The organism is Vreelandella hamiltonii (genome assembly GCF_014651795.1).
Classification (GTDB): domain Bacteria; phylum Pseudomonadota; class Gammaproteobacteria; order Pseudomonadales; family Halomonadaceae; genus Vreelandella; species Vreelandella hamiltonii.
Map to the genome: position 1 here is coordinate 537902 of NZ_BMXO01000001.1, position 18302 is coordinate 556203.

The window sequence follows — 18302 nt, forward strand, 5'->3', positions numbered from 1 at the left end:
CCTTTAACCGTTAATGCTGATGCGTAGCGACGCGGCAATCGCCCAGGGTGCCAGCATGAGCGACACCGCCAGCAGCGCTCCCAGTATGGCCAGGTGAGCGGCCATCCCATCACCCAGAATGGCGGCCTGCACCGCGCCTGCCCCAAAAATCAGAACCGGGATATACAGCGGCAGTACCAGCAGGGAGAGCAGTACCCCGCCCTTGGCCAGCCCCACGGTCAGCGCTGCGCCAATGGCCCCTATCAGGCTCAGGCTCGCGGTGCCCAGCGCCAACGACAGCGCCAGCACCCCGTAGCTGCCTGCTGGCAGCGACAGCATGATGCCCAGCACCGGCGCCATCAGCGCCAGCGGCAGCCCGGTCAACAGCCAGTGCACGGCCACCTTGGCAAGCCCCAGCGCCGCCAGCGGCTGGGGGGCCAGCAGCAGCTGCTCCAGGCTGCCGTCTTCGTAATCGCTGCGAAACAGGCTATCCAGCGACAGCAGGGCCGCCAGCAGCGCCGCTACCCACAGCAGTCCTGGCGCGATGCTGGCCAGCAAGGCAGGGTCAGGCGAAATGCCAATGGGAAACAGCGTGATGACCAGTGCAAAAAACACCAGCGGATTGAGCACCTCACCCTTGCGCCGCAGCATCAGCGTCAGGTCGCGCTTGAGCGTGGCATGAATGGCCACTCCAAGCCCCCCCTGCGGTGTATGCAGGACCACCTCAGGAGCACTCGACAGGGCGTGTGAAGATAGGGCGTGTGAACGTTGCAACGCTGACTCCTTTTTACCCCAGCTGAATACGTCTCAGCACCGATGATTCGGTCAGTGCATGGTGGGTCGTCACCAGAACACAGCCGCCAGACTGGGCATGTGCGACCAGCTGCGCTTCCAACGCCATGACACCGTGGCGGTCAATCGCCGTGAAAGGCTCATCCAGGACCCATAGCGCGCGCGGCGTCAGCGTCAGCCTGGCCAGGGCAATACGGCGCTGCTGACCAGCGGAAAGCTGCCCTGCCGGGACATCTTCAAAGCCCGCAAGACCAACCTCGGACAGCGCTTGTTCACGCTGTTTATCGCTGCCTTTTTCACCATTGAGCGCTTGATACCACGCCAGATTTTCCAACGGCGTGAGACCCGCTTTAACGCCGGGGGCATGCCCTAGATAGAGTAGGTTTGCGAGAAAATGTTCACGGGTCTGGTGCATGGGGGCACCGTTCCAGAATAGCTCGCCACGGTAGTCGGTCAGTTGGCCGGAGAGAATCTTCAACAACGTGGTTTTACCACTGCCGTTGGGGCCTTCGATGCGGACGATCTCGCCGCCCTTGATGTCGAGGTCAAGTCCTTCAAACAGCCAACGATCATCGCGTTCACAGGCCAGTTGTCGGGCTTGCAGGCACAGGCTCAAAAGACTCTCCAGACGCATTAATTTTGGGTCGAACTCTACACTGAAAGGCGCTTTCTCGCCAGTCACCCTCTGCGGCCAGGGGTCGCAGCATGACACAGCTCAAGCTCTCGCCATAAAAGCGACGCGTCAAACAGCACTAGCACTGTATGCAAAAACAGGCTTATACTGTAACCACTGTATGAATAGACACCCATCAAATCCCGTTTGTCCATTCACTCACTCGACCGCCTTGGCACAGGCGCTGCATGGGAGAACACACAATGACGATCTGCCTCGCCCCTCAGGTAACGTCTCACGTACCTTCTCAACCGCTGCCACCGTCCAACGTGCGCCAGCGCCTTGCCCCTCACCCCCGCCAGGCAAACCAGGACGGTCAAGTGACCCGGCACAACACTTATGCCCTGCGCATTCGCGGCGACCGCCTGCAGGCCAGCCAGCTCTTCGACGGTGATCTGGTCATTATCCACCGGCATCAGCACGACACCCAGCAGGAAACGGCGACCCTGACCATCAACGATCGCCAGCTTCCCTTGAGCCATTTATCGATTACCCGCCTGGGGGTGCACTTGTGCCCCGAAGATACAGCAGTGCCCGCGCTATTCCTGCATAATGGCGACATCCAGGTGCTGGGCATGGTCATGGGCGTGGCGCACCACACCCGGCAGACTCGGCACCACTGATTCGCGCTTATGTTGGCCAGGAGTCCTGCTTGCGTTACCACGTTCCCGACATTGCCCCCGAGGCGTGGCACTCCACCGAGACCGAGGTAGAGAAAAGCCAGTTTCTGACCTGGCTATGCCACGCCCCCAGCCCCAGCGCCTTCGACGCCTTGCTGCAGGCCGCCAGACTGGCCCACCCCAATGCCAGCCACCACTGCACCGCCTTTATCGCCGGCCCACCAGGGGAGCAGACCCGCATTGGCTTTTCGGATGACGGCGAACCGGGTGGCACGGCGGGACGGCCCATGTTCCAGGCGCTGCAAGGCAGCCAGTTAGGAGAAGTGGGCTGCGTGGTGATTCGCTACTTTGGCGGCACCAAGCTGGGCACCGGCGGCCTGGCCAGAGCCTACGCCCAGGCCGTCAATGCAGGGCTGGAAACCCTGCCCACTCGGGAAGTGATCGAACGCGACAGCTATCGGTTACGCGTAGGCTTCGCCCATGAAGCGCAGGCCCGAGCCTGGTGTGAAGAGCAGGCACTGCCTGTGGAACAGGCTGAATACGATGGGCATGGCGTGTGCCTGACCATCGGCTGGCCCAGCGATGTAGCGCTGGATATCGGCAGCCTGGAGAATCGCCTGAAAACGACCGTGGCGTTCGAAGCGCTGTAAGTAAGTTCACGGCCTGCCGATGAAAGCTCGGCAAGCCGTGAAAGGGCTCAGACTCGGGCTCAGCCCAGTTTTATCGCCAAGTACCAGTTCTATCCCAGGTACTTGATCATGACCCCGGCAGCCACCGCCGAGCCGATCACCCCGGCCACGTTCGGACCCATGGCATGCATCAGCAGGAAGTTATGCGGGTTTGCCTCCAGCCCCACCTTGTTGGCAACCCGCGCCGCCATCGGCACCGCCGAGACGCCAGCCGCGCCAATCAACGGGTTGATGGGCATCTTGCTGACCATGTTCATGAGCTTCGCCATCAATACACCCGCCGCCGTCCCGATACCAAAGGCAACGATGCCCAGGCCCAGAATCCCTAACGTCTCGAACGTCAGGAAACTGTCGGCCATCAGCTTGGAGCCCACGGACAAGCCCAGAATGATGGTCACGATATTGATCAACGCATTCTGCGCGGTGTCCGACAGCCGCTCCACCACGCCACACTCACGCATCAGGTTGCCAAAGCAGAACATGCCCAGCAGCGGCGCCGCATCCGGCAAGAACAGCGCGACGGCAATCAGCAGCATCAGCGGGAAGATCACCTTCTCAAGCTTGGAGACCGGACGCAGCTGCGTCATGGTGATCTTGCGCTCTTTCTCGGTGGTCAACAGCCGCATGATCGGCGGCTGAATGAGTGGCACCAACGCCATGTAGGCATAGGCCGCGACGGCAATGGCCCCCAGCAACTCTGGCGCCAGGACGCTGGACACATAGATCGACGTAGGCCCGTCCGCCCCACCGATGATGCCGATGGCGGCCGCCTGATTGAGCGAAAAGTCCATGACGCCCAGAGAGGTAAGCAGCACTGCACCAAACAACGTGGCAAAAATCCCGAACTGGGCGGCCGCCCCCAGAAACAGCGTACGCGGGTTGGCCAGCAGAGGACCAAAGTCGGTCATCGCACCTACGCCCATGAAGATCAGCAGTGGTGCAATGCCCGAGGCAATGGCAACACGATAGAAGCTGTAGAGCATGCCATCGCTGTAGCCCGCGCCCAGAGCAATGTCCTTGGCCACACGTAGCTGATCGTAGGCCGCCGTATCGTGAGCGACAGCTTTCAGCACCTCACGCCATCCCTCGACACCCGCCAAAGGGTCCAGGGTAACGCCCAGCGCAGCCGCCATCTGTTGCAGCACGGCAGGCTTGGCCACCTCGATGGCCTGATCGAGCGCCGAAATGGCCAGCCCAGCTTCCGGAATATTGGCCAGGATGCCACCGAAACCAATCGGCACCAGCAGCAGCGGCTCGAATTTCTTGTAGATCGCCAGGTACAAAAGCCCCAGCCCTACCAGAATCATGACCGCCTGGCCAAGCTCCAGGTTATAGAGCCCGGAGCCTTCCCATAAGGTGATTAATTTATCCATTCCCGAGTTGCCCTTAAAGCTCAATCAGTGCATCGCCAACAGCGACGCTATCGCCTTCGCTGACATTGACTTTCGATACCGTACCGGCACTGCTGGCACGCACTTCGGTTTCCATCTTCATGGCTTCCAGGATAATCACCACATCGCCTTCGGCCACTTGGTCGCCTGGGCGTACATTCACCTTGAAGATGTTACCGGCCAGCGGCGCATCGATGCTTTCACCGCTGGGCGCTGGGGCGGCGGCCTCAGACTGTGCAGCAGGCTGCTCCTGAATATCGCCAATCTCGCCACCTTCCGACACCTCGACCACGTAAGCCTTACCGTTGAGCTTCACGGTGTAGGTTTCCGGACCACCGCTGGAGGTAGGCGCGATAGCAGATGCTGTTTCTGTTTTGGCAGGCGCAGCCGCTTGAGGCGCTTCGGGCGCAGGCTCAAAGGCGTCTTTATTGTCGCGGTTTTTGAGGAATTTCAGGCCAATCTGCGGGAACAGCGCATAGGTCAGCACGTCATCCACTTCCCGCTCGCCCTCGGCAAGGCGAATGCTATCGGCGCTGGCTTTCTCTTTCAGCTCGGCCGCGAGCTTGTCCATTTCTGGAGAGAGGTTATCTGCCGGGCGGCAAGTAATCGGCTCGCCGCCTTCCAGTACACGCTTTTGCAATTCGGCATTGAAAGGAGCCGGAGCAGAGCCGTATTCACCCTTCAGCAGCGCCTGCACTTCTTTAGAGATCGACTTGTAGCGCTCGCCCATCATGACGTTCATGACCGCCTGAGTGCCCACAATCTGTGAGGTGGGCGTCACCAACGGAATAAAGCCGAGGTCTTCGCGTACGCGGGGGATTTCGCTCAGCACGTCATCCAGCTTGTCGCCAGCGCCCTGCTCTTTCAGCTGGCTCTCCATGTTGGTCAGCATGCCGCCCGGCACTTGCGCCACCAGAATGCGTGAGTCGATACCCCGCAGCGAGCCCTCGAACGCCGCATACTTCTTGCGTACCTCACGGAAATAACCGGCGATGTCTTCCAACAGCTCCAGGTCCAGCCCCGTGTCACGGTCCGTGTCCTTGAGCATCGCCACCACGGATTCGGTGGGGCTGTGTCCATAGGTCATCGACATCGATGAGATGGCCGTATCCACGTTATCGATGCCAGCCTCCACGGCCTTCAAAATGGTGGACGTCGAGAGCCCGGTGGTCGCGTGGCAGTGCAGGTGGACGGGAATGGAGAGTTCTTTCTTCAGGCGCGTCACCAGGTCGAACGCCGTGTAAGGCGTCAACAATCCCGCCATATCCTTGATAGCCAGAGAATCTGCGCCCATTGCAGCAATGGTTTTGGCAAGATCTACCCAGCTATCCAGGGTATGTACCGGACTCACCGTGTAGGAAATGGTGCCCTGTGCATGGCCACCGACTTGGCGAACCGCTTTGATGGCGCGCTCCAGGTTGCGCGGGTCGTTCATGGCGTCAAACACGCGGAACACGTCAACGCCGTTGGTTTTAGCGCGCTCGACGAATTTATCAACTACGTCATCGGCGTAGTGGCGGTAACCCAGCAGGTTTTGGCCGCGCAGCAGCATTGCCTGCGGTGTGTTCGGCATCGCCTCTTTAAGGGCACGAATACGCTCCCACGGGTCCTCTCCTAAATAACGGATACACGCATCGAAAGTGGCACCGCCCCAGGTTTCCAGAGACCAGTAGCCGACTTTATCCAGCTTTTCGGCGATGGGCAGCATGTCATCCAAGCGTAGGCGCGTAGCAAACAGCGATTGGTGAGCATCGCGCAGGACAACATCAGTGATTCCCAGAGGACGTTTTGTTTCATTCATGGTCGTGGCTCACAGTTTAGCGTTATGGATTTGTAGTAAATTTAACAAAAAAATAGCCATCAGAGCGAAATAAGCACACAAAAGCGTGCGTCTTACGGACGGCGGGACGAGCGGTAACGATGCACTGCAGCACTGATCACCGCGGCAACTTCGTCATTTTGGCCGTTACTGGCGGGTGTTTTTGCACTATTTCGACCCGCTGGCGCTGCCACGGGAGCAGGCTGAAAGCGGTCAATCAACTTCGACATCAGCGTAACGCTAATGACCAAAATAGTAAGAAAAACAAAAACAAAGACCATACCAAGGCCCATTAGAGCGAGCCCCTCTTGGAGTAACTCCGACCCCTGCATAGCGTGCTCTCCTTGTTTTATAGGGTTATTGGCACGCCAAACGCCTCCAGCGGCGCTTGGCGGAGTAAGGGTAATACACTAACCTGCCACATCCAGCATAGAATGCAATCGCGCCATAGTGGAAGTCATGGTTGTTAATTTACTACATAAAGGCAAGATCGGCCTTGCGCCAATGGAAGGGGTCATCGACGCACTCACCCGCGACCTGCTGACCCGCCAGCCCGGTTTCGACTGGACGGTGACAGAGTTCGTGCGGGTGGTGGATACACGCCTTCCCCCCAGGGTATTTTACAAGCACTGCCCTGAGCTCCAACAGCGCCCTGTGGCTACTCCCAGCGGCATCCCGGTACACCTGCAGCTACTCGGCTCCGACCCCAGCGCGCTGGCCAAGAATGCCCGTCAGGCGCTTGCACTGGGCGCCATCAGCGTCGACCTCAACTTTGGCTGCCCAGCCAAGCTGGTCAATCGTCACGACGGCGGGGCCTCTCTGCTGCGCCAGCCCGAACGGGTCTATCAGGCCGTCAGGGCGGTGGCCGACGCCTTGGCAGGCGAGATCCCGGTAACCGCCAAGATACGCCTGGGCTTCGCCAATCGACGCTTGGCGGTAACCTGCGCCCAGGCGACCCAGGCAGGCGGCGCCGCGCGGCTGGTGGTACATGGCCGAACCCGGGATGAGGGCTACCGCCCGCCCGCGCACTGGGAGTGGATCGGCAGGGTTCGTCACCACGTGGACATCCCCGTGGTGGCCAATGGCGATATATGGACGCTGGAGGACTACTGGAAGGCGCGCACGCTGTCGGGCTGCCGTGACGTCATGCTGGGCCGCAGCGCCCTGGCAGACCCTTGGCTGGCACCCCGCATTCGCCACTGGCAGGAAACCGGCGAGCGGCTGCCAGAAACCACCTGGGCAATGCGCGCCAGCGTGCTACAAGAGTACGCCGAGCATCAGCGTCAGCAGCTACCGGATCGCGTCGTGGTTTCTCTGGTGAAACAGTGGCTGGCACAAATGCGCCAAGGCAATGCCGAAGCCGAGCAGCACTTTCAGCGCCTGAAGCGGGTCACGGACCTGGACATACTGCTCGACAGCCTGGTGCCGTAACGCTTCGCCCTCTGGCACAGAACCCAACGCTTACGAACCAGAAGCTATCGAACCATAAACTACCGAGCAAAAAAAAAGCGCCCTTCCGCAAGATGCGGGGGCGCTTTACACGATCGCAAGATCAACGCGCGAGCCACGTCGATCAGGCTAGAAACAGAAAACCCGCCCTCTGATAAGAGAGCGGGTTTTGGAATCTGGCGCGCCCGGGAGGATTCGAACCTCCGACCACCTGATTCGTAGTCAGGTACTCTATCCAGCTGAGCTACGGGCGCTTGACAGTCATGCTTTTATCGAAAAGCAATGAAACTACTGTAACATCAAAACCTTACGTTTGCAACTTGGCGCGCCCGGGAGGATTCGAACCTCCGACCACCTGATTCGTAGTCAGGTACTCTATCCAGCTGAGCTACGGGCGCGTATCGAACGATGCTACGTATCAAACAATGCTACATGGTGCGGCTGGCGGAGAGAGAGGGATTCGAACCCTCGATAGGGCTATAAACCCTATACTCCCTTAGCAGGGGAGCGCCTTCAGCCACTCGGCCACCTCTCCTCAACAGCACGGCGCGAATGTTACCGATTATGAGGGCTGGTGTCCACCCCTGTGCCGATTTTTTTTCACGCCGCCCTGATAGTTACCGCTACAGCACCCTTTTTGAACGCAACACTGGCGGCCATTTATTCCGCTTCGCTTTCGCTATTGCGTTCACGCTGAATGCGCTGATAGGTCTCTTCACGGTGTACCGCAACATCTTTTGGTGCGTTCACACCAATGCGCACTTGATTACCTTTCACACCTAACACTGTGACGGTGATTTCATCACCGATCATCAGCGTTTCGCCAACGCGGCGGGTTAGGATGAGCATGGCTGATCTCCTTCTCAGACGTTTTTATACAACGGGATGTGTCCGCCGGTAGCGTCACCACGCCATTATGCGGCATGGTGACCCCTGCTACCAATGGCTTTAACCCTATGACACCTTAACCTCCCGTTGAATGGAAGCCCACCACCACTCGGTAGCGAGTACCTTCAGCGTAGAAGGTTTGAGGGACAATTGTTATTCAGATTCGATATCGGCCTTGTCCAAGCCGAATGCCTTGTGCAAGGCATTGACCGCAAGTTCCATGTGTTTTTCGTCGATCACCACGGAAATCTTGATCTCAGACGTCGATACCATGCGAATATTCACGTTCTCTTCGGCCAGCACGCGGAACATTTTCGATGCCACGCCAGCATGCGAGCGCATACCTACGCCTACCAGCGACACCTTGGCAATGTTGTCGTCGCCGCGCAGTTCACCGCCGCCCAGATCGGGAATGACGGTCTCTTCCAGCAGCTTCTTGGTGGCCTTGTAGTCACCTTTTGCCACCGTGAAGGTGAAATCGGTGTAATCACCTGCCGGTGCTACATTTTGGACAATCATGTCCACTTCAATGTTGGCGTCGGCAATCGGACCTAAAATACGCGAGGCAACGCCGGGCACATCGGGGGTATTCAGCAGCGTCAGCTTGGCTTCGTTCTTGGTAAACGCGATACCGGAGATTAGCGGTTCTTCCATAGAGTCCTCGTCTTGGTCAGAGTCTGCAACAATCAGGGTGCCAGGGCCATCTTCAAAGCTCGACAGAACCCGCAGCGGTACGTTGTACTTGCCAGCGAATTCCACCGCGCGAATCTGCAGCACTTTGGAGCCCAGGCTGGCCAGTTCCAGCATTTCCTCTACCGTGATGCTCTCCAGGCGCTGAGCCTTGGAGCAGACACGCGGGTCGGTGGTGTAAACACCGTCCACATCGGTATAGATCTGGCACTCATCAGCCCCCAGGGCCGCTGCCAGCGCCACGCCAGTGGTGTCCGAGCCGCCACGCCCCAGCGTGGTGATGTTGCCGTTTTCGTCCACCCCCTGGAAACCGGCGACCACCACGACCTTGCCAGCGTCCAGATCGGCTTTCAGATCGTCGGTTTCGATACGCTGGATACGCGCTTTGGTATACGCGCTATCGGTATGAATGCCTACCTGTGCGCCGGTGTGCGAGGTTGCCGAGACGCCAATGTGCTGCAGCGCCATAGCCAGCAGAGAGATGGTGACCTGCTCGCCTGTCGAGAGCAGCATATCCATTTCACGCGGGGCGGGATCTTCGTTCAGGGCATGCGCCATATCGGTCAGGCGGTTGGTTTCGCCACTCATCGCAGAGACGACGACGACGACCTGGTGCCCCTGATCACGAAAGCCTTTGACCTTTTCCGCCACGGCTTTGATACGGTCGACAGAGCCCACCGAAGTGCCGCCGAACTTCTGTACGTATAGTGCCATATGCCGTTCTTCCTTTACGTTCGGGAATGGAGGGTGAATGTTGTTATTGCCAATTTTCCTGACGTACAAAAAGGCCGATAGCAAATGATGCCACCGGCCCTCTCATTTAGCTAAGTGTGTTTTCCAACCAAGCCGGAACGCTATTCAACGCCCCGGGCAGCGCATCGGGCTGGCTACCGCCCGCCTGAGCCATGTCGGCGCGACCGCCGCCTTTGCCGCCAACCTGCGACGCCACATGGTTGACCAGCTCGCCAGCCTTCACACGACCGGTCAGATCAGCCGTGACACCTGCAATCAGACTGACCTTGCCAGCATCGGCATCGGCCACGCCCAACATGATGACGCCCGAGCCCAGCTTGTTCTTGAGCTGATCCAGCACGCCGCGCAAGTCCTTGCCAGAGACGCCTTCGAGCTGAGTGACCAGCAGCTTCACGCCAGCCACTTCCTGAACCTGGCTGAGCATGTCGCTGCCTGCCGCGCTGGCCAGCTTGGCCTTCAGTTGCTCCAGCTCTTTCTCCAGGCTGCGGTTGCGCTCGACCAGCGATTCCACGCGTGCTTCCACCTGCTCGGGCTTGGTTTTCAGACGCTCGCCCAAGCGCTGTACGCGGGCCTCCTGCTCGCGGAAATAGGCTAGCGCGTTTTCCCCGGTAATCGCTTCGATACGGCGCACGCCAGAAGCGATGCCCACTTCACTGATCACGTGGCAGCAGCCGATGTCGCCACTGCGGCTCACGTGAGTACCGCCACACAGTTCGATGGAGAAGTCATCGGCACCAATGGTCAGTACGCGCACGTTATCGGCGTATTTCGCTTCGAACAGCGCCGCCGCGCCTTTGGCCTTGGCCTCAGCCAGGCTCATCTGTTCGATTTTCGTTGGCGCATTGGCCAGAATCTGGGCGTTGACGATGCGCTCCACTTCGGCAATCTGTTCAGCGGTCATCGGTTCGAAGTGGCTGAAGTCGAAGCGCAGGCGCTCGGCGTTGACCAGCGAGCCCTTCTGCTGAACGTGATCCCCCAGCACCATGCGCAGTGCTTCGTGCAGCAGGTGGGTCGCCGAGTGGTTGCGCAGCGTGGCAGTACGCAGGCTGGCATCCACCTCGCCGCGCACGCTGGCACCCACGCTCAGCGAGCCTTCCACCATCACACCCTGATGCAGGTGGTGGCCGCGCTGCTTCTGAGTATCGGTGACCTGGAAGCGGCCACCATCGACGTGCAGGTAGCCTGTGTCGCCCACCTGGCCGCCGGACTCGCCGTAGAATGGCGTGCGGTCCAGCACCACGGTGCCCTTCTGGCCCGCTTCCAGAGCCGCCAGCGCATTGCCTTCGCTGTCCACTATGGCGGTCACGGTGGCTTGGTCTTCCAGCCGCTCGTAGCCGGTAAACTGGGTTTCGCCGTCCAGTTCGATAGAGGCCGTGTAATCCGCGCCAAACTGGCTGGCGGCACGCGCGCGTTCACGCTGCGCTTCCAGCTCACGCTGGAAGCCCTCTTCATCCAGGGTGACTTCCCGCTCGCGACATACGTCGGCGGTCAAATCGAAGGGGAAACCGTAGGTATCGTACAGCTTGAACACGGTCTCACCGGGCAGCACGTCGCCTTGCAGCTCTTCCAGCGCAGCATTCAGCAGCCCCATGCCGTGATCTAGCGTACGGGCGAACTGCTCCTCCTCTTTCAGCAGCACGCGGGCAATCTGCTCGCTGGCCTCGCGCAGCTCGGGGTAGGCATCGCCCATTTCGGCATCCAGCGCGCTCACCAGCTTGTGGAAGAACGGCTCGGCCGCACCCAACTTGTGGCCATGACGAATGGCGCGACGGATGATACGACGCAGTACGTAGCCGCGCCCTTCGTTGGAAGGCAAGACACCGTCGGCAATCAGGAAGGCGCAGGAGCGAATATGGTCGGCAATCACGCGCAGCGAGGGCGTCGTCGTATCCTGATGCCCGGTGGCCTTGGCCGCGGCTTGCAGCAGGTTCTGGAACAGGTCGATCTCGTAGTTGGAGTGTACGCCCTGCATCACCGCCGCCACGCGCTCCAGCCCCATGCCGGTATCGATCGACGGTTTGGGCAGCGGGTGCAGCGTGCCATCCGCTGAACGGTCGTACTGCATGAAGACCAGGTTCCAGATTTCGATGAAACGGTCACCGTCTTCCTCAGGCGTTCCGGGCGGGCCACCCCAGACTTCCGGGCCGTGATCGAAGAATATCTCGGAACACGGGCCACAGGGGCCGGTGTCACCCATCTGCCAGAAGTTGTCCTTGGCACCAATGCGCGCAATGCGATCATGCGGCACGCCAATCTCATCGGCCCAGATGGCGTAGGCCTCCTCATCTTCGGTGAACACCGTGACCCATAGTTTTTCGGCAGGCAGCCCCAGACGCTCGGTCAGGAACGTCCAGGCAAAGCGAATGGCATCACGCTTGAAATAGTCGCCAAAGCTGAAATTGCCGAGCATTTCGAAGAAGGTGTGGTGGCGCGCGGTGTAGCCAACGTTATCCAGGTCGTTGTGCTTGCCGCCAGCACGCACGCAGCGCTGCGCAGATGCCGCACGAACGTAGGGACGCGGATCTCGGCCTAGAAAAACGTCCTTGAAGGGCACCATGCCCGCATTGGTGAAGAGCAGCGTCGCGTCGTTGCCCGGCACAAGTGAGCCGGTGGGTACGACGGTATGCCCTTGCTGTTCGAAATAATCGAGAAAGGCCTGTCTGAGTTCTGCGCTTTTCATAGGGTATCCGTGACAAGAAAGCGTGATGCCCCAGGGCGCTGTCGCCGCTACCCGCTGGGGTCGCAAAACGCCCATTATAACGCAGTTGTCAAACGACTAAAGCCGCAGATAGTGGCAGAGCCCCTAATGACACAATAAATAGAGGGCGGGTGGCACGATAAATAGAGGACGGGAACCGCGTGGTGAACAGCCTTGAGCGGGCTTATAAACAGCCCTGAGCGGGGTTATAGACAGCCCTGAGCGGGCTTATAAACAATCCTGAGCAGGCAGATGCCCTCCCTGAACGGGTTAAGAAGAGGGCGACAAACAGGAGATGGCATAGCGGATTTGCTCAAAATCGAAGCCACGCCCAGCCAGAAAACGTTCTCGCCTGGCGCGCTCCTTGGGCGTCTCGCCCGGCGAGCTGAAGCGGCGCTCCAACGTTTGGCGGGCCAGCTCGAACCAGTCCACGGCTTCGCGCGCTTCCACCGCCACCAGCGCAGCGGCAAAGGTTTGCGCATCGACACCGCGCTGGCGCAGCTCTCCCTTGATGCGAATCACTCCCTGTCCGCGAGCGATGCGTGAGCGGATGAAGCTTTCGGCAAAACGCTCGTCCGACTGCAGCGCCTGCTCGGCCAGCGCATCGAGGCAGGCGCTGATCTCGTCAGCCTCGAAGGCCTTTTGCTCGAGCTTGCGGGCCAGCTCGGCGCGGGAGTACTCGCGCCGAGCCAGCCACTGAATCGCCCACTCTCTTGGCGAAGCATCGGCTTTAGCAGAAAACATTCACGTCTCCTGCCCGACAACGCCAACAGCCTGGTTCAAAGCAGATCGTCATCACCCTCGGCTGCCACATCTGCTGCTGGGGCTTCTTCTTTCTTCGGCTCTACCTTGGCCAGCAGTTGCTCACGGATTTGAGATTCGATCTCTTCCATGATCTCGGGATGCTCTTCCAAGTACTGGGCCGCATTGGCCTTGCCCTGGCCGATCTTGCTGCCCTTGTAGCTGTACCAGGCGCCCGCCTTGTCTACCAGGCTGCACTGCACGCCCAGGTCGATGACTTCGCCTGCGTGATAAATGCCCTTGCCGTAGAGAATCTGGAACTCTGCCTGGCGGAACGGCGGTGCGACCTTGTTCTTCACGACCTTGACGCGGGTTTCGTTACCCGTGACTTCGTCGCCGGACTTCACGGAGCCCGTGCGGCGGATATCCAGACGCACGCTGGCGTAGAACTTCAGGGCATTACCCCCGGTGGTCGTTTCGGGGCTGCCGAACATCACGCCGATCTTCATGCGGATCTGGTTGATGAAAATCACCAGACAGTTGGCGTTCTTGATGTTACCGGTGATTTTACGCAGCGCCTGGGACATCAAGCGGGCCTGCAGGCCTACGTGGGAATCGCCCATTTCGCCTTCGATCTCGGCACGGGGCGTCAGGGCCGCCACGGAGTCGATGATGATCACGTCCACGCCGCCCGAACGGACCAGCATGTCGGTGATTTCCAGCGCCTGCTCACCCGTATCGGGTTGCGAGACCAGCAGGTCGTCCAGATTGACGCCGAGTTTTTCGGCGTAGCTGGGGTCCAGCGCGTGCTCGGCATCTACGAAGGCACACACTTTGCCCTGCTTTTGCGCCTGGGCAATGACCGACAGGGTCAGCGTGGTTTTACCGGAGGACTCTGGGCCAAAGATTTCGACCACACGACCAAACGGCAGCCCGCCAATGCCGAGCGCAATGTCCAGCCCCAGCGAACCGGTGGAGACAGACGGCATGACGACACGGGGCGCATCGCCCAGACGCATGACGGTGCCTTTGCCGAACTGACGATCGATCTGACTGAGTGCCGCATTCAGCGCTTTGGTGCGGTTGTCTTCCTGAGCCATGCAGAGATTCCTCATAACAAGCTGTATAATTAGCCAGTAGTATGCCAAAGATCGGCGATGAAACAAATCCTCGGCGGCAACTTTAACGATTATTTCCTGGTGGCCTGCGCGGAAAGCCGAGCGACCAACCCTGCCAGGGCTTCACGTACCGCCTGCTCGCGCACCGCCTGCCGGTCACCCGGAAAATGAAAGCATTCGGCCTGCTGGCTCTCGACATCGCCCCAAGCCAGCCATACGGTGCCCACCGGCTTCTCCTCGCTACCGCCTTCCGGCCCGGCCACACCACTAACGGCCACGGCCAGGTCGGCACCGCTCTCACGACAGGCGCCCGCCACCATGGCACCCACGACCGCTTCACTGACCGCGCCGTGGGCTTCCAGCAGGGCAGGTTCGACCCCCAGCAGGCGGGTCTTGGCGGCATTGGAGTAGGTCACATAGCCTGCGGTGAAGTACGCCGAGCTGCCAGCCACGGAGGTAATGGCGCTGGCAATGCCACCTCCCGTGCATGACTCGGCGGTGGTCACTTCGACATGCAACTGCTGGCACAGCCGTCCAAGTCGTTGAGCCAACAGTGATAAATCGAGATTCTTGAGACTGGAAACACTGGGGGCCATGGTGACTCCTTCATGTAAGACCTTAGGGTAGCGTAGAATACTGCGTTTAGCTTTCTCAACGAAATTGCCCAACGAACATGCCGCATGCCGTTCAGGTCTGCGCCACGCTCAATCAGGACGCTCATGTCACAGGCCAGCCCCGCCCATACGCCGATGATGGCGCAGTATTTGAAAATCAAACGCGAGCACCCCGAGGTATTGCTGTTCTACCGCATGGGGGACTTCTACGAACTGTTTTTTGACGACGCCAAACGGGCAGCAGCGCTGCTGGATATCACCTTGACCCAGCGCGGTCAGTCGGGCGGCAAGCCGATCCCCATGGCAGGCGTGCCTTATCACAGCGCCGAGGGCTACCTTGCCAGGCTGGTAGCGGGTGGCGAATCGGTGGCCATTTGCGAGCAAATTGGCGACCCCGCCACCAGCAAAGGCCCTGTCGAGCGCCAGGTGGTGCGCATCGTGACCCCTGGGACGCTGCACGACGAGGCGCTGCTGGATGCCCGCCGCGACAACGTGCTGGTGGCCGTGGCCCCGGGCAAGGAAGGCTGGGGGCTCGCCTGGCTGGAGCTTTCCAGCGGGCGCTTCAATGTACTGGAGGTAGAGAGCGAGGCCGAAATGCTGGCCGAGCTGACCCGCCTGTCACCTGCCGAACTGCTGGTGCCTGAAAGCCTTTCCCTGCCCGACGCCTGGTCGCAAAAGCGCAGCCTGCGCCGCCAGGGTGAATGGCTATTCGACCTGGAAAGCGCCACGCGCAGCCTGTGCGACCAGTTCGAAGTCAGCGACTTGCGCGGGTTTGGTTGCGCGCATCTCTCTACCGCTTTGGTGGCCGCAGGCGTCTTGATCGACTATGCCCGGGACACCCAGCGCTCACGGCTGCCCCATGTCACGTCCATCAGCGTGGAGAATCGCGACGACGCGGTGGTGATCGACGCGGCCAGTCGCCGTAATCTGGAAATCGACATCAACCTCGGCGGCAACGGCGACAACACCCTGGCCAGCGTACTGGATACCTGCGCCACCGCCATGGGCTCACGGTTGCTTAAACGCTGGTTGAACCGCCCCCTGCGCCAACGAGACATCGTCGAAGGACGCCAAGCGGGCGTTGCCCTGCTCTCCATCGATGCCGCTTACATGAGCCTGCGCGAGACGCTGAGCGATGTAGGCGACGTGGAGCGGATTCTCGCCCGGGTTGCCCTGTACAGCGCTCGCCCACGTGACTTGGCAAGACTGCGTGACGCCCTCGCCACGCTGCCTACCCTGGAAGCGCTGCTGGCCGATATCGATACCGGCAGCGCTCTGGACGGTCTGACACCGAACATCCGCCCCTACCCGACGCTGGCCGATACGCTGAACCGAGCCCTGGTCGACAACCCACCGGTGGTGATTCGTGACGGCGGCGTGATTGCCGATGGCTTCGATGCCGAGCTGGATGAACACCGGGGCATGGCCGAGAACGCGGGCGATTACCTGGTCCAGCTCGAACTGCGCGAACGCGAGCGCACCGGCCTGGCCAACCTCAAAGTGGGTTATAACCGCGTCCATGGCTACTTCATCGAGCTGCCCCGCTCCCAGGCCCAGCAGGCGCCCGCAGACTACATTCGTCGCCAGACGCTGAAAAACGCCGAACGCTTCATCATTCCCGAGCTGAAAGAGTTCGAAGACAAGGCACTGTCCGCCAAGTCACGCGCACTGACCCGAGAGAAATGGCTCTACGAACAGCTGTTGGCCACCCTGAATGAGCAGCTGCATGCTCTGCAAGCCACCTCGCGGGCCTTGGCCGAGCTGGACGTGCTGTGCGCCTTTGCCGAACGCGCCGAGGCGCTCAACTGGGTGCGCCCACAGCTGGTCGCGACCACGGGTATTACCATTACCGCGGGCCGCCACCCGGTCGTGGAGCAGGTCAGCGACAAACCGTTCGTACCCAACGACGTCATGCTGACGCCGGAACAGCACATGCTGATCATTACCGGCCCCAACATGGGGGGTAAATCGACCTACATGCGCCAGACGGCCCTCATTGCCCTCCTGGCGCACAGCGGCAGTTTCGTGCCTGCCGATGCCGCCGAGGTTGGCCCGGTCGATCGTATTTTCACCCGTATCGGCTCCTCCGATGATTTGGCAGGCGGGCGCTCCACCTTCATGGTGGAAATGACCGAAACCGCCAATATCCTGCACAATGCCACCGAGCACAGCCTGGTACTGATGGACGAGATCGGGCGCGGCACCAGCACCTTCGACGGCTTGTCGCTGGCCTGGGCCAGCGCCGAACATTTGGCCCGGGCCCGTGCACTGACGCTGTTCGCGACGCACTACTTCGAAATGACCGCGCTGCCCGAGCAGGCCGAGGGGGTGGTCAACATTCACCTGACGGCTACCGAGCACGGAGATGGCATCGTCTTCATGCACCGCATCGAAGTCGGCCCCGCCAGCCAGAGCTACGGGCTACAGGTAGCGCAACTGGCAGGCGTACCGGGGCCGGTGATTCGTCGCGCACGGGAGAAGCTGATGACGCTGGAACAGCGCGACGTGGACACCCAGCAGCTGCCCTTGTCAGGCTCCCAGGCCCCTCAGCAGAACGACCTGTTTGCCAGCGCGCCACACCCGGTGGTGGACGCACTGACCGGCACCGACATCGACGACTTATCACCCCGCGAGGCGCTGGATCTGCTCTACCAGTGGCGCTCGATGCTGTAAACACGGGTGAGATTGATGCCTGGCGCTTGCCGCCATGGGGCAGCACTACTAAAATGGCGCCACATTTAGCTTATAAAAAACGGCTAATCTATAACCATTCGCGATTAAACACGACCGGAGCACGCTCCGGTCCCGCAAGAGGGATAGTGAGATGACGTTTGTCGTTACCGAGAACTGCATCCAATGCAAGTACACCGACTGCGTGGAAGTTTGCCCGGTCGACTGTTTCTATGAAGGCCCCAACTTCCTGGTCATCCACCCGGATGAGTGCATCGATTGCGCCCTCTGCGAGCCGGAGTGCCCCGCCGAGGCCATTTTCTCGGAAGACGAGCTACCGGATGGGCAAGAGCAGTTCATCGAGATCAACGCCGAGCTGGCCGACGTGTGGCCCAACATTGCCGAGAAGAAAGACCCGCTGCCCGATGCAGAAGAGTGGGACGGCAAGCCTGGCAAGCTCGAAAAGCTGGAGCGCTGATCGCAGCGACACGGCATGGCCTGAGAACCAGCGTTCGCGCTGGTTTTTTTGGACCTGACTGATGCGCAGGCAAAAAAAGGCGGCCCGTAGGCCGCCCGCTCCAAGCACTTCCTCTGACCACTCCCTGGGTCAACCTCCTCAGGTGACTTCCTTGCCAAGGCTCACATCACTGTGTCACCCGGCGCACCTGCATACATCCCGTTGCATCCTGCCTGAAGCATCCTTGCCTCCCCTTGTCCT

General features: G+C 60.2%; 16 protein-coding genes and 3 tRNA genes. 5 read left to right on the top strand and 14 right to left on the bottom strand.

What is annotated here, in order from left to right; all coding sequences use genetic code 11:
• Positions 1-3: 3 nt before the first annotated feature.
• Positions 4-720 (bottom strand): heme exporter protein CcmB, encoded by a 717-nt coding sequence (gene ccmB, locus IE061_RS02640; RefSeq protein WP_193460989.1) that lies wholly within the window; start codon positions 718-720, stop codon positions 4-6.
• A 46-nt stretch (positions 721-766) separates the two neighbouring features.
• Positions 767-1387, bottom strand: a complete 621-nt coding sequence (gene ccmA / locus IE061_RS02645) for a cytochrome c biogenesis heme-transporting ATPase CcmA (protein WP_193460889.1) — start codon at positions 1385-1387, stop codon at positions 767-769.
• A gap of 260 nt (positions 1388-1647) precedes the next feature.
• Here ccmA and IE061_RS02650 point away from each other — a divergent pair, with 260 nt between their 5' ends.
• Both IE061_RS02650 and IE061_RS02655 read left to right on the top strand, forming a co-directional pair.
• A complete protein-coding gene (locus IE061_RS02650; RefSeq protein WP_230478354.1) occupies positions 1648-2067 on the top strand; it encodes a S24 family peptidase in 420 nt (139 codons plus the stop codon).
• A gap of 29 nt (positions 2068-2096) precedes the next feature.
• Complete coding sequence (locus tag IE061_RS02655; RefSeq protein ID WP_144982184.1) at positions 2097-2714, top strand: IMPACT family protein; 618 nt, start codon at positions 2097-2099, stop codon at positions 2712-2714.
• 89 nt (positions 2715-2803) lie between these two features.
• On the opposite strand, the gene IE061_RS02660 is transcribed toward IE061_RS02655, so the two are convergent.
• From IE061_RS02660 to IE061_RS02670, 3 genes are all read right to left on the bottom strand, one after another.
• Entirely contained in the window at positions 2804-4126 is a 1323-nt protein-coding gene (locus IE061_RS02660) for a sodium ion-translocating decarboxylase subunit beta (protein ID WP_193460890.1), read from the bottom strand.
• A 13-nt stretch (positions 4127-4139) separates the two neighbouring features.
• Positions 4140-5945: a sodium-extruding oxaloacetate decarboxylase subunit alpha gene (oadA, locus tag IE061_RS02665; RefSeq protein WP_193460891.1), complete on the bottom strand. Its 1806-nt coding sequence runs from the start codon at positions 5943-5945 to the stop codon at positions 4140-4142.
• A gap of 92 nt (positions 5946-6037) precedes the next feature.
• Complete coding sequence (locus tag IE061_RS02670) at positions 6038-6295, bottom strand: OadG family protein (protein WP_193460892.1); 258 nt, start codon at positions 6293-6295, stop codon at positions 6038-6040.
• A gap of 127 nt (positions 6296-6422) precedes the next feature.
• On the opposite strand from IE061_RS02670, the gene IE061_RS02675 reads away from it, so the two are divergent.
• Positions 6423-7394, top strand: coding sequence for a tRNA dihydrouridine synthase (locus tag IE061_RS02675; RefSeq protein WP_230478355.1), 972 nt, complete (start codon positions 6423-6425; stop codon positions 7392-7394).
• A 195-nt stretch (positions 7395-7589) separates the two neighbouring features.
• Here the strand turns inward: IE061_RS02675 and IE061_RS02680 are convergent.
• The 9 genes from IE061_RS02680 to IE061_RS02720 form a co-directional block, all read right to left on the bottom strand.
• Positions 7590-7666 (bottom strand) — tRNA-Arg (locus IE061_RS02680).
• 67 nt (positions 7667-7733) lie between these two features.
• Positions 7734-7810 (bottom strand) — tRNA-Arg (locus IE061_RS02685).
• A gap of 44 nt (positions 7811-7854) precedes the next feature.
• Positions 7855-7947, bottom strand: a tRNA-Ser gene (locus tag IE061_RS02690).
• 125 nt (positions 7948-8072) lie between these two features.
• Entirely contained in the window at positions 8073-8261 is a 189-nt protein-coding gene (gene csrA, locus IE061_RS02695) for a carbon storage regulator CsrA (RefSeq protein WP_193460893.1), read from the bottom strand.
• 192 nt (positions 8262-8453) lie between these two features.
• Complete coding sequence (locus IE061_RS02700) at positions 8454-9704, bottom strand: aspartate kinase (RefSeq protein ID WP_193460894.1); 1251 nt, start codon at positions 9702-9704, stop codon at positions 8454-8456.
• A gap of 106 nt (positions 9705-9810) precedes the next feature.
• Positions 9811-12423, bottom strand: coding sequence for an alanine--tRNA ligase (alaS, locus tag IE061_RS02705; RefSeq protein ID WP_193460895.1), 2613 nt, complete (start codon positions 12421-12423; stop codon positions 9811-9813).
• A 288-nt stretch (positions 12424-12711) separates the two neighbouring features.
• Positions 12712-13185: a regulatory protein RecX gene (locus IE061_RS02710; protein WP_193460896.1), complete on the bottom strand. Its 474-nt coding sequence runs from the start codon at positions 13183-13185 to the stop codon at positions 12712-12714.
• 35 nt (positions 13186-13220) lie between these two features.
• Positions 13221-14282: a recombinase RecA gene (gene recA, locus IE061_RS02715; RefSeq protein WP_039180074.1), complete on the bottom strand. Its 1062-nt coding sequence runs from the start codon at positions 14280-14282 to the stop codon at positions 13221-13223.
• Positions 14283-14371: 89 nt separating this feature from the next.
• Complete coding sequence (locus IE061_RS02720) at positions 14372-14896, bottom strand: CinA family protein (RefSeq protein ID WP_193460897.1); 525 nt, start codon at positions 14894-14896, stop codon at positions 14372-14374.
• A gap of 123 nt (positions 14897-15019) precedes the next feature.
• On the opposite strand from IE061_RS02720, the gene mutS reads away from it, so the two are divergent.
• Both mutS and fdxA read left to right on the top strand, forming a co-directional pair.
• On the top strand, positions 15020-17587 hold the full coding sequence (gene mutS, locus IE061_RS02725) for a DNA mismatch repair protein MutS (protein WP_193460898.1): 2568 nt from the start codon (positions 15020-15022) through the stop codon (positions 17585-17587).
• Between the two features lie 151 nt (positions 17588-17738).
• Positions 17739-18062 (top strand): ferredoxin FdxA, encoded by a 324-nt coding sequence (gene fdxA, locus IE061_RS02730; protein ID WP_016914844.1) that lies wholly within the window; start codon positions 17739-17741, stop codon positions 18060-18062.
• The last annotated feature ends 240 nt before the right edge of the window (positions 18063-18302 follow it).

Coding starts and splice junctions, on each gene's coding strand:
- fdxA (WP_016914844.1), top strand. CDS start 17,739: ATGACGTTTGTCGTTACCGAGAACTGCATCCAATGCAAGTACACCGAC.
- IE061_RS02675 (WP_230478355.1), top strand. CDS start 6,423: ATGGTTGTTAATTTACTACATAAAGGCAAGATCGGCCTTGCGCCAATG.
- IE061_RS02660 (WP_193460890.1), bottom strand. CDS start 4,126: ATGGATAAATTAATCACCTTATGGGAAGGCTCCGGGCTCTATAACCTG.
- IE061_RS02720 (WP_193460897.1), bottom strand. CDS start 14,896: ATGGCCCCCAGTGTTTCCAGTCTCAAGAATCTCGATTTATCACTGTTG.
- recA (WP_039180074.1), bottom strand. CDS start 14,282: ATGGCTCAGGAAGACAACCGCACCAAAGCGCTGAATGCGGCACTCAGT.
- IE061_RS02700 (WP_193460894.1), bottom strand. CDS start 9,704: ATGGCACTATACGTACAGAAGTTCGGCGGCACTTCGGTGGGCTCTGTC.
- alaS (WP_193460895.1), bottom strand. CDS start 12,423: ATGAAAAGCGCAGAACTCAGACAGGCCTTTCTCGATTATTTCGAACAG.
- IE061_RS02710 (WP_193460896.1), bottom strand. CDS start 13,185: ATGTTTTCTGCTAAAGCCGATGCTTCGCCAAGAGAGTGGGCGATTCAG.
- oadA (WP_193460891.1), bottom strand. CDS start 5,945: ATGAATGAAACAAAACGTCCTCTGGGAATCACTGATGTTGTCCTGCGC.
- mutS (WP_193460898.1), top strand. CDS start 15,020: ATGTCACAGGCCAGCCCCGCCCATACGCCGATGATGGCGCAGTATTTG.
- IE061_RS02670 (WP_193460892.1), bottom strand. CDS start 6,295: ATGCAGGGGTCGGAGTTACTCCAAGAGGGGCTCGCTCTAATGGGCCTT.
- csrA (WP_193460893.1), bottom strand. CDS start 8,261: ATGCTCATCCTAACCCGCCGCGTTGGCGAAACGCTGATGATCGGTGAT.
- IE061_RS02650 (WP_230478354.1), top strand. CDS start 1,648: ATGACGATCTGCCTCGCCCCTCAGGTAACGTCTCACGTACCTTCTCAA.